The organism is Clostridium intestinale, from assembly GCF_035905475.1.
GTDB classification, from domain to species: Bacteria; Bacillota; Clostridia; order Clostridiales; family Clostridiaceae; genus Clostridium_T; species Clostridium_T intestinale.
In genome coordinates this window covers 2,652,427-2,668,177 of sequence record NZ_CP121166.1, presented here as the reverse complement: position 1 = coordinate 2,668,177, position 15,751 = coordinate 2,652,427, and the positions used below count along the sequence as shown (strand labels likewise).

The window sequence follows — 15,751 nt, the reverse complement described above, 5'->3', positions numbered from 1 at the left end:
TACTCATTGAGTAGCTCTTTTTTTTGGTATAATATTGGTATAAAAAATAAAATATGTATTTTTATGTAAAAGGAGAGGTTGTTGTGGAATATTTTAATTTAACACATCCACAGAGAGGTATATGGGAAACTGAAATGGTCGTTAAGGAAACTCCTATTGGGTGTATAGGAGGAACAATATTTTTTAATGAGGAGGTTGATGTAAAGGTTTTGGAAAAAGCTATTAATAAACTAATAGAGGTTAATGATTCTATTAGGATTCATATTAAAATGATGGATTTTAATCCTGTGCAGTATGTTTCTAGTTATAGCTTTAGGAATTTTAAGATGGTTGATTTTTATGGTAAATCTAAAGAGGAGCAGGAAAAGTGGGTTAATAAGAATATGAGGACTCCCTTTAATTTATATGAAGAAGATTTATTTGAGGTTGTTATTATAAGAGCTTTTGATGGGGAGATTGGGTTTTATCTTAAAATTCATCATATTATAGCTGATGCATGGACTATGGCTTTAATTGCTTCTCAAGTTATGGAGTATTATAAAGTCTTAATGGAGGGAGAAGAGTTAGCTTTTGAGGTTAAGCCTTCTTATATAGAGTATGTAGTTAGTGAAAATAATTATCTAATTTCATCTAAATATGAAAAGGACAAGGAGTATTGTGATGAAAAGTTTCAATATAAGCCTACTTTCTCCTCAATGAAGACAAGGGATAAGGCTTTTTATAGTACTTTGGCAAGTAGAAAAACTTTTATTATTAATGAAGAAAGTTTAGATAAGATAAAGAATTTTTGTAGAGAAAATTTGCTTTCTCCTGGGGTTTTATTTGAAGCTGCTATAGGAATATATATCGAGAGATTTTTTGATATTAAGGATGTAACTTTAGGAGTTCCTGTTTTAAATAGAAGGGATAAAAGAGAGAAAGCAACAAGTGGAATGTATGTAAGTACTGTTCCTATGCGAATAGAAATAGATAAAAACAATACCTTTTTGGAGTTATGTAAGATTATAGGGAAAGAACACAGGCAGGTATTTCGTCATCAAAGATATCCTTATGGTGTTTTGTTGTCTGAGATAAGAAAAAAACATAAGATTAAGAATAATCTTTATGATATTAGTGTGTCTTATCAAAATGCTAAGATTGTTAAGTGTGATGAAGGTGATAATTTTAAGACTAAGTGGTATTTTAATGGGCATTTGTTAGAGTCTATTTGTTTACATATAGATGATAGGGATGACTTAGGTGTTTTGGTTTTGAATTTTGATTATTTAGTGGAGTTATTTACAGAAGAGGAGATTGGAGATTTATATAATACTTTAATGCTTTTTATAAATCAAGGAATTGAGAATGTGAGTTTAAGGCTCTATGAAATGGAGTTAGTTAGTGATAAGGAAAGGTATAATTTACTATACGGGTTTAATAATACTTTAGCTGATTACCCAAGGAATAAATGTATACATGAGCTTTTTGAAGAGCAGGTAGAAAAAACTCCTGATAATATTGCACTGGAATATGAGGGGGAATTTTTAACCTACAAAGAATTAAATAATAGAAGTAATGACCTTGCTTTAATTCTTAGGAGTAAAGGAGTGGGCCCTAATGTAATAGTGGGATTATTATTAGAAAGGTCATTTGAAACTATTATAGGGATATTAGGAGTTTTAAAAGCAGGCGGGGCTTATTTACCAATAGATCCAGATTATCCAGAGGAGCGAATAAAATATATGATAGAGGATAGTGGAACTAAAATGGTGTTATCTTCTTCTAAGTTTAAAGGTAAGCTTTTAAATAGTCAGTGTATATGTATGGATACGCTTAGTGAATGTGAAGAAGAGGTTTCTAATTTAGATATAAGCTATGATTCAAAAAATCTTGTTTATTTAATCTATACATCTGGTTCTACAGGTAAACCTAAGGGAGCTATGATAACTCATAGTGGAGTTGTTAATTATATTTTGTGGGCAAAAAAGGTTTATTGTGATGATAAGGCTGTTAACTTTCCTTTATTTACTCCATATTCTTTTGATTTAACAGTTACCTCAATTTTTACACCAATTATATCAGGGGCAGCCATAATAATATATAGAAATGAAAATATAAAGAGAACTCTAGATAAAATTATTGAGGAGGACAAGGTAGGCGTTATGAAACTTACCCCAACTCATTTAAACCTTCTTAAAAATGTGCACAATAAAGAAAAACATAGAGTTAATAAACTTATTGTAGGCGGGGAAGATTTAAAGACTGAGGTAGCTAAAAAAGTCTATAAAGAATTTAAAGGAAATATAGAGATTTATAATGAATATGGCCCTACAGAAACGGTGGTTGGATGTATGATTTATAAATATGATTATTTTAGAGATAATAAGGAATCTGTTCCAATAGGGGTTCCTAGTGATAATGTTATGATTTATATTTTGGATAAATACATGAAGCCTGTACCAGTAGGTAAAAAGGGAGAGATGTATGTATCTGGAGCTGGGGTTGGAGCAGGTTATATTAATAACGAGAAAATAACGAAAGAAAGATTTATTGAAAATCCTTTTGTTTTAGGAGAGAGAATGTATAGAACAGGGGATTTAGGAAAGTGGACAAAGAGTGGGGATATAGAATATTTGGGAAGAATAGATAACCAAATCAAAATAAGAGGATTTAGAGTTGAGGCTGGAGAGATAGAGAAAAAGATTGAGGCATATGAGGGTATAAGTCAAGCTATAGTTAATGTTTATAAAGATAAGAGTGGTAACAAGCATTTATGTGCTTATTATGTTTCTAAAGAAGATATAGAAACACAAAAGGTTAAAAGCTTTCTTAAGGAAACTTTAGCTGAATATATGGTTCCAACATATTTTATAAAAGTAGAGGCTTTTTCTATAACTCCTAATGGTAAAGTTGATAGAAATAATCTTCCAGAGCCAGAACTTGATAATATACGAACTAAAGACTTTGTAGCTCCAAGAAATGATTTAGAGAAAAAAATAGCTGGGATTTTTTGTGATTTGTTTGATACTAAAAACATAGGTATTGATGACAATCTCTTTGATGATCTTGGGGGAGATTCATTAATAGCTATTCAACTACAGATTTTAGCTGAAAAGCAAGATATAAAGGTTGAGATAGAAGAAATCTATAAATACCCAACAATAAGACAACTTGCCTCTGGATTAAAAGAGGGAAAGAGTGAAGTTAATGAGTATAATGATTTAGATTATTTGGATATTTCTAATAGATTTAGGGAGTTTAATAATAAAAAAGAGATGAGAAATGTCTTATTAACTGGGGCAAGTGGATTTTTGGGAACACATATATTATTTAAACTTTTAAGTAGTTATAAAGATGTTAAGGTAACCTGTTTAGTAAGAGATGAAAAGAGGTTTTATAGTTCCCTAGAATATTACTTTGATAAATCAGATGTAGTTAATATGAAAAGGAGAATAAGCTGTGTAATAGGTGACATAAGAGAGGATAATTTAGGACTAAAATTAGATATATATAATAAGGAAAGAAATGAAATAGATACAGTTATTCATACGGCTGCCAATATTAAGCATTTTGGGGTTTTTGAAGATTTTTATAAAACCAATGTTAAAGGAACAGAAGAAGTTATAAAATTCTGCTTAAAGTCAGGAGCTAGGATGTATCACATATCTACTATGAGCGTTTCAGGACAAGGGACTATAAAACAAAGTCAAAAGATGCCAGAGTTTAGTGAAAACAATCTTTATATAGGTCAAGCTTATAAGGATAATGTATATATTCACACTAAGTATTTAGCTGAAAAAGCTGTTATTGATTCAATGGAGAAGGGTTTAGATGTATGTATTTTAAGAGTTGGTAACTTAATGTGGAGAGAAGGGGATGGGAGATTTCAGAAAAATCCTAAGGACAATGGATTTATAAATAGAACCCTTGCAATCCATAAGCTAGGGGTTACATGTAAAGAACTCCAAAACTCCATAATTGATCTTACTCCTGTTGATAAATGTGCAGAAGCAGTGATTAAAATAGCTAAATTTACTGAAAGCTGTGGAGTATTTCATTTAATAAACCATAATGAAATAAGTTATATAAAGTTATTTGATATGCTTAATAAGAAATTAAACACAATATCAACTAGCGATTTCTACAATATTGTTAATGATAATAAAGAAGAGGACAAGGTGGGAGTTTTATATCTATATTTAAATGGTATAAAGGAAAATATAAATACTTTAAGTGTAAACATAAAATCAAACTTCACTAAAGAATTTCTTAAGGGAGTGGGTTTTGAATGGAATTGTGTGGATGAGGAGTATATTAAGGGGGTTGGGGTGTTTTAGAAAAGAGAAGTTTGGAATAAATAAGTTTTTAAAGAGCTGCTTTGAAATATTAAGCAGCTCTTATCTGTAGTAAAACTTATTATTTAATGTGAATAATTTGGATTATTATGGTATAATAATTTGATATATATTTTGTTTGGAGGCAGAAATGAGCAGTAAATTAATCTCTATTGTAGTTCCAATGTATTATGAAGAAAAAGTTGCAGATGAATGTTATAAAAGATTGAAAAAAGTGATGGATGATAATGAGATAAATTATGAGTTTATATTTGTTAATGATGGAAGTAAGGATAAGACATTTGAGATCCTAAATAAGATTGCTGAAGAAGATAAAAATACCAAAATAATAAGTTTTTCAAGAAATTTTGGACATCAAATTGCAGTTACTGCAGGTGTAGATAAAGCAAAGGGAGATGCTGTGGTTGTAATAGATGCTGACTTGCAAGATCCACCAGAACTTATTCCTAAAATGATTGATTTATGGAATGATGGTTATAAAGTTGTTTATGCTAAGAGAAAAAGGAGAAAGGGTGAATCTTTTTTTAAGCTATTAACAGCAGGAGTGTTTTATAGAATTTTAGATAAGATGACTGATATAGACATACCTTTAGATACTGGGGATTTTAGGCTAATGGATAGGGATGTAGTTAATGTGCTTAAAACTATGAATGAGAGAAATAGATTTGTTCGCGGAATGGTTAGCTGGGTAGGATTTAAGCAGACACCTATTGAATATGAAAGAGATGAGAGATTTGCAGGAGAGACTAAATATCCATTAAAGAAAATGATAAAGTTTGCTTCAGATGGTATAATATCTTTTTCAGCAAAACCTCTTAAAATTATGGGTTCTTTAGGAATGTTTTGCGTTTCTATATCATTAATTATATTTTTATATGCTTTAATCAGAAAACTAGCAAATGATATTAATGTGGTATCTGGATGGGCATCAATAATGACTGCTGTAACATTTTTAGGCGGGGTTCAATTATTAAGTATCTCTGTTTTAGGTGAATACATAGGCAGAATATATGATGAAAGTAAAGGAAGACCCCTATATGTAATAGAGAAAGAAGTAAATATGGAATAGAAGGTGGAAGTGTGATTGATATAGTGAATTTTATTAAAGGGAAAAAAGAATTCATAAAATTCGGTATTGTAGGAGTTTCAAACACATTAATAACCTTTGTTGTGTATAATATTCTATTAAGACTAGGAATTAATTATTTAGTAGCTAATATAATAGGATATATATGTGGTATGATAAACGGGTTTATTTGGAGTAAAAATTGGGTATTTAAAGTTAATAATGAGTCTAAGATGTATTTCATAAAGTTTGCTTTAGTAAATTTATTATCTTTAGCAGTTAGTACAGGGCTTCTTATGGTTTTGGTTAAGCAGCTTAGTTTAAATAGTACTATAGCACAGTTAATAACTACTTGTATAACTGTAGTTATCAATTACTTGTTAAATAAAATATACACCTTTAAAGTATAAATTTTTGCACATTTAAAGTGTAATTTTTTACACATTTAAAGTATAAAAGTTGAGTGATATTACTTAGTGATAGTCCTCGACTTTTTTTATATTTATGCATAAAATATATTTAAACCTTTTTCCTATTTCAATCGTATTATTAGTGAAGGGGGAAGTGAAATGATGGATTCTTTTGTGCGCACAAATAAAGAAGTTTCAGAAATATATGATAGACATGTAAATACTGTCTACAGGGTGTGTGTTTTGTATATGAAAAATCAGCATGATACCGAGGATATGGTACAAAATACTTTTATTAGACTTATGAGGGATAATACGAAGTTTGAAAGTTTCGAACATGAAAAAGCATGGCTTATTAGAACTTCTACGAACTTATGTAAAGATTTTTTCAAAAATTTTTGGAGAAAAACAGTTGATATAGATTATGCTAATGAGGTAGCACATAATGAGGAATTTTATATTGATGATACTATAAAGAAGGTTATGAAACTTCCCTCAAAATATAAAACAGCTTTATATATGTACTATTATGAAGGTTACTCTACTGTGGAGATTTCAAAGATTTTAGATAAAAATCTATCTACTATAAAAGGATATCTTCATAAAGGAAGAAAACTTCTTAAAGTTGAAATGGAGGGGGATTTAAGATGAAAGAAGATGAATTAAAAAAATCCTTTGAAAATTTAAAGCCTAGTTATGGAGCAAAACAAAGAATGTTAGTAAATGTACTGAATAACTCTAATGACAAAACTCCATATATGTTTATATATGCAAAAAGAGCAATTCCTCTATTGATTTTAGTTCTTGTGTTTGGTGGAACATTAGTATTTTATAATTTAAATAAAAAAGGTTACGTAAATGATGATTTTATTATAGAAGACAATATTGCAAGAGTTACAAATCAATTTAAAATCGAGAATAAGACCTATAATATTTTATCAGAAGGTGAAAAAGCTGAGTTTAAATTTCCAAACACAATTAATAATAAAGATATTGGGGATAAACTTACGACTATTTCTACAAGTGTTGATGAATCTTTAATAGGAAAAGAGGTTTATAGATATATTCCAGCTGGTTGTGATGGAATTGTTGCTGTAAAGGTAGATAATGAATATAAACTTTTTAAATTCTTTTGGTTTGATAGTTATATAAATAATAAGGATGAAGATACAAAGGCTTATCTTGAGCTTTATGGGATAAATAAGGGTGAAGATATTTCAAAAATTCAATTTATAAAAAACGGAAACAGTATAATAAATGAAATTACTGATAAATCTAGGATATTGGAATTTTATAATTATTATTCTATAATCCCAGATTCAAGTGATAAATATTTTAATAAATTATTTAACTACAAAAAATCTAAAGAGCAAGTTGTACCAGAAGTAAAAAATGAACCTAAAGAACTTCCTCCGGATTATAAAGATAATACAAGTTCAAGTAATACTATTACATTTAATAATATTGAAGAAGTTAAAGAGATACAAATACCAATTGAAGTAGATATGATTATGAATACTAATGAAATTAAAGATACGCAAAATTCAACACCAAGCTATGAAGGTTCTGTGGGAGATGCTTTAGGAAATTCAGTAACTATTAGAATCTATAATCAAAAAGGTGTGTATTTTACTTCAGAATACTATCCAAATATAAGTTTTATTTCAAGACATGAGGTTAATGCGGATTTTAAAAAAATTTTAGATGAATATGTTAAGTAGGATAAAAAGAGTTGCTGTTTAAGCAACTCTTTGTTGCATTATATACTTGTATTTTAAGTGTATTATACTAATATAAGGAAAATGTGTTATTATATTAATAGTAAAGTTATGGAGAAATAGAAGAGAGAATATAAGCTATGAGGAGTGAAATATATGAGGAAATCAGCATTAAGAATAGTTAGTTATTTATTGCTATTTGGACTTATTTCTGTTGTTGGAGGATGTAGTTTAAAAGAAAATACTACTAAAGCTGTGGTGAATGAGATTAAAAAAAGTGATATTATGCTAAAAGATATCTCAGAAGATCTTGAAAGTTTTCAATATTATAAAGCAGAAGAAAAAGATATTACAGATAAGTATGGAGAAAAGTTGTTGACCCCTAAATATTTACCAGAAAGATTTAAAAGTTATGGCGTATATTTAAGTGATTCAGTGAAGGAATTACCTGTGGTAAAGCAAATATGGTATGATCCAGATAAGCTTGAAGTTTTCACAGTTACTCAATCTAAAAAGAATTCTGATCCAGATAGAGAAGATGAAATACATTTTACGGATATGAGAGAAGATGGAAAGAAAATAAGTGATGAATGCACTTGGGCTAAATATGTGACTACTTATGGGTTTACTCGTGGAGGAACCTTTGGGTATGGGCATATGTTTGTAAATGATGAAAATAATAGAGATGAGTATAATAAAATATTAAAATCTTTAACTCAATAGTTTAAAAGGAGGTATTGTAATAGATGAGAGAAGATATGAAATACAGTGATGGAATATATCAACTTAGAGAAAATCAAATAGATTTAATAAAAGAAATTATGGTAAATAATAAAGAAGCAATCCCAGGTGGAGTAGTTTTTTATGGGGATTCTATAACTGAATTATATGATATAGATAGGTTTTATCCAGAGATAAAAACTAAATATAATTCAGGAGTAGGGGGATTTACTTCAGAAACTCTTTTGTGGATTATTGATGAAGGCGTTATTAAATACAACCCTAAGGTTGTTGTGTTAGGGGTAGGTACTAACGACTTGGGCAATGCAAGCATGAGAAGCCCTAGAGATATCTCTTATAATATTCAAGAATTAATAAGAATGATTTCTAATAATCTTGAAGGAGTGGAAATAATAGTTTTATCTGTTCATCCATGCGATGAGGAATCAAATGGTCCAAAGGCGGGTAAAGTTTTAAGAAGTAATAGAATAATAAAAGCTTTAAATGAAGAGATAGAATTGATTTGTAAAAGATTTGATAATATAACCTTTAAAAATGTCTTTGATGTTTTATATAATAAAGAGAGTGGTAATATATATGATGAGTACACAACTGACGGATTACACCTTACTGAGGAAGCATATGTTAGGATTACTAAAGAAATTAAACCTTTAATAATTGAAAAAAGTTTATCTTGAAAAAATATATAAAACCATTTATACTTAAAACAATTAAATATAGATTCTAGGAGAAATTCTAGGAGAGGTTCGTAACCATCCCTCTATAAAAAACTAGGAATTAGCTTAAGCATTTATTTTTGTTTGGCTTTTATTACTTGTGATTTAAGAACCTCTAGGTATATGCCTAGAGGTTTTATTAGTTATGATTAATTTTTAGGGATGGGAGACCATCCCTTTTATTTTTATAAAAATTAGGAGAGTGTAAATGAAAAGAAAAGTAATAATTGATTGTGATCCAGGAATTGATGATGCTCTGGCCTTAATTTTAGCTATAAAATCTAATGAATTAGATATCTTAGGCATAACTATAGTTTCTGGAAATGTACCTGCCTTACAAGGGGCTAAAAATGCTAAAAGGATTTTGAAGCTTTTAGGTAAAGAGGAGATAAAAATATATGTTGGAGAAGAATATCCTTTAGTAAGAAAGTTAGTTACAGCAGAGGATACACATGGCTTGGATGGCCTTGGAGGAACTAATTACACCTTTAATGAAGATTTAATAGAGTACGGTGGAGTAGATTTTATTTTAGAAAAAGCTAAAGAAGGAGATGTAAGCATAATTGCTTTAGGACCTTTAACTAATCTTGCGAAAGCTATAGAAAAAGATAAGGAAGTTTTTAATAGTTTAGAGGAAATAGTATCTATGGGAGGTGCTTTTAAATCTCATGGAAATTGTTCACCTGTGGCTGAGTTTAATTACTGGGTTGATCCAGAGGCTGTTAAAGTGGTTTTAGATAACTTGAAGATTCCTTTTACTATGGTGGGATTAGATGTAACTAGAGAGGTGGTACTTACCCCAAACTATATTGAGCTTATTAACCAAATAGGTGGGGATATAGGAAGGTTTGTCGTGGATATTACAAGATTCTATGTGGATTTTCATTGGAAACAGGAAAGAACATTAGGTTGTGTAATTAATGATCCTTTAGCTGTGGCTTATTTTATTGACAGAAGTTTATGCAAAGGCTTTACTTCTTACATGGATATAGTTACGGATGGAATTGCGGTAGGACAAACTGTTGTTGATGTAGCAGACTTTTATAGAAAAAAGCAGAATGTACGAGTATTGACTGATGTAAATTCAAAGGAATTTATGAAGTATTTCCTTAATACTCTTTTTGAAGATTATAAAGAAGAGATAGAAAAAATAGTAGACAATAATTAATTAATAGGAGATAGAAAATGAAAAATAATAATACTTTTAAATTAATAATAATGGCGTTAGGTGTTGTATTTAATATAGCAGGAGGATTTATAGCTGTAGGGTTAAAACTACCTATATATTTAGACACCATTGGAACTTTTATGTCCGCATTTTTCTTTGGACCAATAGCTGGAATATTAACGGGAGCTGTAACTTCTATAATTAATGGAGTTAGCTTTGACCCTGTATCTTTATATTTTATACCTGTCCAAATAATAATAGGTTTAACAGCAGGCTTGCTTTATAAAAAAGGTTTATTTAAAGGAAAGCTTGCTGTTTTAGGAACCTTAGTCGTGACTTTAGTTGGGTCAGTTATGGCTTCATTAATAGCAGCTTATGTTTTTGGTGGAATAACTTCATCAGGAAGTTCATTTATTGTAATGTATTTAAAAGAAGCAGGGGTTAATGTAGTAACAGGGGTATTTTCAACTCAGATTATAAGTGATATTTTAGATAAAGCTATAGCTGTAGCTTTAGTGCTTAAAATAATGGATGTAGTTCCAAAAGGATTAAAAGAGAGAAGTTATGGAGAGATATAATAAAATAACTAATAAAAATAAAAGAGAAATAGTTTTACTTAAAGCATTTCCTTGTGTATGGGGAAAGTGTAGCTTTTGTGATTATATTGATGATAATGGTCAAGATGAAGAGGAAATAAATAAATTAAATAGAGAGGTATTAGATAAAGTAACTGGTGAATTTGGAGTTTTGGAAGTAATTAATTCAGGAAGTTGCTTTGAGATACCTAAGGATACTTTGTCTTACATCAAAGAAATAATAGAAAAAAAGAAAATTAATAAGTTATTTATGGAAAGCCACTGGTGTTATAAAAATAGACTTGAAGAAATGAAAGAGTACTTTAATATTCCTATAATTTTTAAAATAGGGGTAGAGAGCTTCGACTACTATTTTAGAAATAATATACTAAATAAAAATGCAAGATTTATAACACCAGAGGAAGTAGCAGAAAAATTTCAATCTGTATGTTTAATGGTTGGAATAAAAGGGCAAAGCAAAGAAATGATTAGAAGAGATATAAACATTCTAATAGAGTATTTTAAATATGGAACTATAAATGTATTTGTAGAAAATACTACAGAGATTAAAAGAGATGAAGAATTAGTGAGTTGGTTTAAAAAAGAATATTCACATTTAAATGAGAACCCGTATATTGAGGTGCTTTATCATAATACGGACTTTGGTGTGGGGGATTAAAGAAAAAACTGTTACAAAATGTAGCAGTTTTTTCTTTTTAATTAATAAATTCGACATAAATTTTAAGCGCATAAGTTTTTTATGATATATAATAATAGTATTATATAAATATTATGATTGGATATTAGGAATGAAAAAGATTTTAAAAGATAAAACGGATATATTAATTTTTATTACAGTTACTTTTGTAATAAGTACAACTATTTTCTTTATTGCAAAATCTAGAAGCACAAATAACATAAAGATTAAGCAGGGATATTTAGATTTAAGTAATGTTAATTTACAGGAGAGCGATCCATTATCAGTAAGTGGGGAATGGGAATTTTATTGGGATAAATTCCTTTATCCAGAAGACTTTAATAATGATATAAAACCTATTTATAATATCGTGCCTAAATCATGGACTAAATATGTTGATGAAAATGGCAAAAACTATCCCTCTAAAGGAAAGGCAACTTATAGACTAAGGGTTAAATTAGATAAAGCCAACCAAAAACTTGGAATAAAGTTTAATAATATATGGGGAAAAGCTAGAGTTTTTATTAATGATAATAATGAAAGCGATATTAAGGCTGTTGAATATACAGATGGAGATAGACTTTTGACATCTGATTTTACATTATTTGATGTAAAAAGTGATAATTTTGATGTAATAATACAGATAGAGAATGAGAATGTTTTAAAAAGTGGTATATTAAAAGTTATCAACATAGGTTCAGCAGATGAGATTATTAATCTTAGGGAAAAATACTTATTTACAGATATATTTTGTGTAGTAAGCCTTTTTATGATGTTTTTGTATTTTGCTAGTATTTCTATACAGAGAAAAGAATACAACTCAAGTTTTTTATTAGCGATGTATTGTTTATTAAATTTTATTTTTTTAGCATTAGCTGATGATATGATAATTTTAAAAATTTTTCCGAATTTATCTATGGACGATCTTTTTAAAATTGCCTTAATATTTCAGATGTTTTCTTCTTATTTGTTATTAAGATATGTTAAATTTAACTATTTTATAGATATTTCAAAAAAGATATTAAAACTTTATGAGTTAATGACAATAATTTATGCTTTTATAATATTATTTACGCCTCTATCTAGAACCATTGACCTTGGAAGGATACAGGCGGTTCCTGGAAGTTTTCTATTATTATATTTTCTTTATTGCTTAATAAAAAGTTTCATTCAAAAACATGAAGACTTAAAAACAAAGTTTTTAGTTTTATTTAGTATAATATGTTTAGCTTTTATTGCGGTTTATAATACCTATAATCAAAAACAACTAAGTTCTTTATATATTATATATATGTTGACTTTCGTAATAAGTCAGGGAGTAGTAATTTCAAATAGATATCATAATTCAGTAAAAACTATTGAGGATTTATCTAATAAATTGAAAATATTGGATAAAAGGAAGGACGAGTTTTTGGAAAAAACCTCCCATGAACTTAAGTTGCCATTACAAGGTATAGTGAATATAGCAAAATCTCTTATGGATGGTGTGGCTGGAAACTTAAATTCTAATCAAAGAGAAAATGTTGAAATGATATGGAATATAGGAGAAAAGTTAGATGTTTTAGTTGATGATATTCAGGATTACTCTAATATTACTAACGGATATGTTATAAAGGAAGAGAAACCAGTAAATATAAAAAGTCAGTTAATTTTTGTTATCAACATAGCTGCATATACCATTAAAGATAAACCTATAGTTATAGAAAATAGAGTTAAAGGCTCTGGTGCAATTATATTAGGTGATGATAAAAGAGTAAGACAAATTTTTTATAATTTGATAGATACTTTGCTTCTTTATACACTTAGAGGGAAAATTATAGTTAGTTTATATATAAGTAATCAAGAGGTTATTGTTGATATTATTAATGAAGAACTTTTTATTGATGAAAAAGATGATATATTTAATGGTGTTAAGTGGATAAATGATGAAAATGCAATATTTCATCAGAAAAAACACTCTGATATAGGACTTTTTGTAGCTAAAGAACTTACTAAACTTCATGGGGGAGATATTAAATTTAAATCAAGCAAAGAAGAAGGCACTAAATTTAGTGTGATTTTACCAATAGCAAATAATCTTAGTAGTGAAGTTATAAGTTATGAGGAGAAAAGTTCATATCTAATAATTGAAGATATTAAACATGCTAATATTCCTTTAGGAGATAATTCTATATTGCTTCTAGAACCAAACTCAGTAAATAGAAAAGTTATAACTAATTCTTTACTTATTGATGGACATAATGTAAATAACTTGGCATCTGTTAAAGACTTTATTGAAGTATTAGATAAAGGAATAAAGGAAGATTTATTAATAATAAATTCTATACTTCCTGATAGATCTGGATATGAATTAGTAACAGAGGTAAGAAAAAAATATAATAAAATGGATTTACCTATTTTAATAATAGTTGATAGGTCATATTCCGAAAATGTTTCTTTGGCATTAGATTTAGGGGTTAATGATATAATCGTAGAACCTTATGATATGAATGTTTTTAGAATGAGGGTTAATAATCTTATAAAGCTTAAAGAATCTTTTAATGCGCTTATAAATTCTGAGATGGATTTTTTAAAAGCCCAAATAAAACCACATTTTATTTTTAATGTTTTAAGTGTAATATCTTCTATGATTACTAGAGATACTAAAAAAGCTAAAAAGATACTATTAGATTTTAGTGACTATTTAAGGTATAGTTTTGATTTTTCTTCTGGAGAAAGTTTTACTCCTATAAAAAAGGAGATAGATTTAGTTAAAACCTATGTAGCTATTGAAAAAGAGCGTTTTGGAGATAGGCTTAACATAGAATATAATATAGATGAAAATATAGATATTAAGATACCATCATTGGTAATACAACCAATAGTTGAAAATGCTATAAGACATGGGATACTTAGTAAAATAGATGGAGGAAATATTGAATTAAGTATTTATAAAGATGGAGAAGAGGTTATTATACGGGTAAAAGATGATGGGGTAGGTATAGAATCCAATAGATTAGCTAATCTTCTTGATGGAAAAGATGAAAAAGCAGGTGTAGGAGTTAAAAATATAAATAGTAGGCTTATAAAAAGTTATGGTTCAGGATTAAACATAGTAAGTAACTTAAATCAAGGAACAGAGATTATTATAAGAGTTCCACTAGGTGATTTTAGAATTTAGTTTAGGGGAGAATTATGATTAAAAGTATTATTGTAGATGATGAACAGTTCACACTAGATGAGATACGGGATACTATAAAGGGTTTTAATGAATTAGAAGTTGTTGAAGCTACTACCAATCCTAATAAAGCTTTAGAAATGATTAAAAAACATGACATACAACTAGCTTTTTTAGATATTGAAATGCAAGGTATAAGTGGAATATCATTAGCTGAAAAGATGATTGAGATAAAGCCTAATATTGAAGTTGTATTTATAACAGCTTATGATAACTATGCTTATGATGCATTTGAAGCTAATGCTATAGATTATGTCTTAAAACCGATAAGAGTAGAAAGGTTAGAAAAAACAATAAAGAAAGTATTAAAAATTATAAAAACTCAAAAAGAAATAAAGAAAGATGAATTAAAAGTTAGGTTTTTTAAAAAATTTCGGGTTTTTAATGAGGAAGAATCAGTAAGATGGAGAACTTCAAAAGATGGAGAACTGTTAGCTTACCTAATAGAGAACGTAGGGATTCCTATACATAAAGAAAAACTAATTGATAAGATATGGGCTGATGTTGACTTAAAGAACGCACTCATATATCTTCAGAGTTCTATATATAGAATTAGAAAACTTCTTTCTAAATATGGTTATGAAGATACTATAAAGTATGCTAATAATTCGTATATTATAAAAGATATCGATATAGATTGTGATTTGTGGAGATTTAATAAATATTTAAATAAAAAATATATATTATCAGATGCTAATATAAGTGAATATGAAAAAATATTCGAACTTTATGTAGGTGATTATTTAGAAGAAGATGCATATGTATGGGCTATGGATATGCAAGAAAATTTAAAACATAAATATTTAAAACTAGTTACTAGTATTGGAGCTTATTATATGGAGAAAAATGACTTTAATAAAGCTATAGAATATTTGGAAAAACTTATAAAAGTAGATCCATTTTATGACGAGGGTATAAAACTATTATTTAAGTGTCACTATGTTAAAAAAGAAATTCGTGATTTGAAAAAGCAATTTACCAAATTAGAGAATATAGTTAAAGAAGAGTACGGTGTACATCTAACTGAAGATGTAGTTAATTACTACAATACGTTGGTTAAAAAATAATATCAATTGTTGTCCTATTAAGATGAATTTTAATATCTTAAT

Annotated in this window: 12 protein-coding genes and 1 riboswitch; all 12 genes read left to right on the top strand. The window is 28.3% G+C overall.

The features are described from left to right. Positions 1–83 precede the first annotated feature (83 nt). The 12 genes from P8F83_RS13690 (at position 84) to P8F83_RS13635 (ending at position 15,709) form a co-directional block, all read left to right on the top strand. Positions 84–4,316 carry a non-ribosomal peptide synthetase family protein gene (locus P8F83_RS13690; RefSeq protein ID WP_326511586.1) on the top strand — a complete coding sequence of 1,411 codons (4,233 nt, stop codon included), beginning with the start codon at positions 84–86 and terminating at the stop codon, positions 4,314–4,316. Between the two features lie 148 nt (positions 4,317–4,464). Continuing rightward, a complete protein-coding gene (locus P8F83_RS13685) occupies positions 4,465–5,403 on the top strand; it encodes a glycosyltransferase family 2 protein (RefSeq protein ID WP_326511585.1) in 939 nt (312 codons plus the stop codon). 11 nt (positions 5,404–5,414) lie between these two features. Next, complete coding sequence (locus tag P8F83_RS13680) at positions 5,415–5,810, top strand: GtrA family protein (protein WP_326511584.1); 396 nt, start codon at positions 5,415–5,417, stop codon at positions 5,808–5,810. A gap of 159 nt (positions 5,811–5,969) precedes the next feature. Then, positions 5,970–6,461: an RNA polymerase sigma factor gene (locus P8F83_RS13675; RefSeq protein ID WP_326511583.1), complete on the top strand. Its 492-nt coding sequence runs from the start codon at positions 5,970–5,972 to the stop codon at positions 6,459–6,461. Further along, entirely contained in the window at positions 6,458–7,531 is a 1,074-nt protein-coding gene (locus tag P8F83_RS13670; RefSeq protein ID WP_326511582.1) for a hypothetical protein, read from the top strand. Before P8F83_RS13675 ends, P8F83_RS13670 begins: the two co-directional genes overlap by 4 nt. A 153-nt stretch (positions 7,532–7,684) precedes the next feature. Continuing rightward, complete coding sequence (locus P8F83_RS13665) at positions 7,685–8,251, top strand: hypothetical protein (RefSeq protein ID WP_326511581.1); 567 nt, start codon at positions 7,685–7,687, stop codon at positions 8,249–8,251. A gap of 23 nt (positions 8,252–8,274) precedes the next feature. Further along, entirely contained in the window at positions 8,275–8,946 is a 672-nt protein-coding gene (locus tag P8F83_RS13660) for an SGNH/GDSL hydrolase family protein (protein WP_326511580.1), read from the top strand. A gap of 58 nt (positions 8,947–9,004) precedes the next feature. Then, a riboswitch (PreQ1 riboswitch) is annotated at positions 9,005–9,049 on the top strand. A 144-nt stretch (positions 9,050–9,193) separates the two neighbouring features. After that, positions 9,194–10,153 (top strand): nucleoside hydrolase, encoded by a 960-nt coding sequence (locus P8F83_RS13655; RefSeq protein ID WP_326511579.1) that lies wholly within the window; start codon positions 9,194–9,196, stop codon positions 10,151–10,153. Between the two features lie 17 nt (positions 10,154–10,170). Then, a complete protein-coding gene (locus tag P8F83_RS13650) occupies positions 10,171–10,731 on the top strand; it encodes an ECF transporter S component (RefSeq protein WP_326511578.1) in 561 nt (186 codons plus the stop codon). Continuing rightward, positions 10,718–11,407, top strand: coding sequence for a radical SAM protein (locus tag P8F83_RS13645; RefSeq protein ID WP_326511577.1), 690 nt, complete (start codon positions 10,718–10,720; stop codon positions 11,405–11,407). The genes P8F83_RS13650 and P8F83_RS13645 overlap by 14 nt, the downstream gene beginning before the upstream one ends. Positions 11,408–11,537: 130 nt before the next feature. Beyond that, complete coding sequence (locus tag P8F83_RS13640; protein WP_326511576.1) at positions 11,538–14,585, top strand: histidine kinase; 3,048 nt, start codon at positions 11,538–11,540, stop codon at positions 14,583–14,585. 14 nt (positions 14,586–14,599) lie between these two features. After that, positions 14,600–15,709 carry a response regulator gene (locus tag P8F83_RS13635; RefSeq protein ID WP_326511575.1) on the top strand — a complete coding sequence of 370 codons (1,110 nt, stop codon included), beginning with the start codon at positions 14,600–14,602 and terminating at the stop codon, positions 15,707–15,709. Positions 15,710–15,751 lie beyond the last annotated feature (42 nt).

Coding starts and splice junctions, on each gene's coding strand:
- P8F83_RS13685 (WP_326511585.1), top strand. CDS start 4,465: ATGAGCAGTAAATTAATCTCTATTGTAGTTCCAATGTATTATGAAGAA.
- P8F83_RS13675 (WP_326511583.1), top strand. CDS start 5,970: ATGATGGATTCTTTTGTGCGCACAAATAAAGAAGTTTCAGAAATATAT.
- P8F83_RS13670 (WP_326511582.1), top strand. CDS start 6,458: ATGAAAGAAGATGAATTAAAAAAATCCTTTGAAAATTTAAAGCCTAGT.
- P8F83_RS13665 (WP_326511581.1), top strand. CDS start 7,685: ATGAGGAAATCAGCATTAAGAATAGTTAGTTATTTATTGCTATTTGGA.
- P8F83_RS13660 (WP_326511580.1), top strand. CDS start 8,275: ATGAGAGAAGATATGAAATACAGTGATGGAATATATCAACTTAGAGAA.
- P8F83_RS13655 (WP_326511579.1), top strand. CDS start 9,194: ATGAAAAGAAAAGTAATAATTGATTGTGATCCAGGAATTGATGATGCT.
- P8F83_RS13650 (WP_326511578.1), top strand. CDS start 10,171: ATGAAAAATAATAATACTTTTAAATTAATAATAATGGCGTTAGGTGTT.
- P8F83_RS13645 (WP_326511577.1), top strand. CDS start 10,718: ATGGAGAGATATAATAAAATAACTAATAAAAATAAAAGAGAAATAGTT.
- P8F83_RS13640 (WP_326511576.1), top strand. CDS start 11,538: ATGAAAAAGATTTTAAAAGATAAAACGGATATATTAATTTTTATTACA.
- P8F83_RS13635 (WP_326511575.1), top strand. CDS start 14,600: ATGATTAAAAGTATTATTGTAGATGATGAACAGTTCACACTAGATGAG.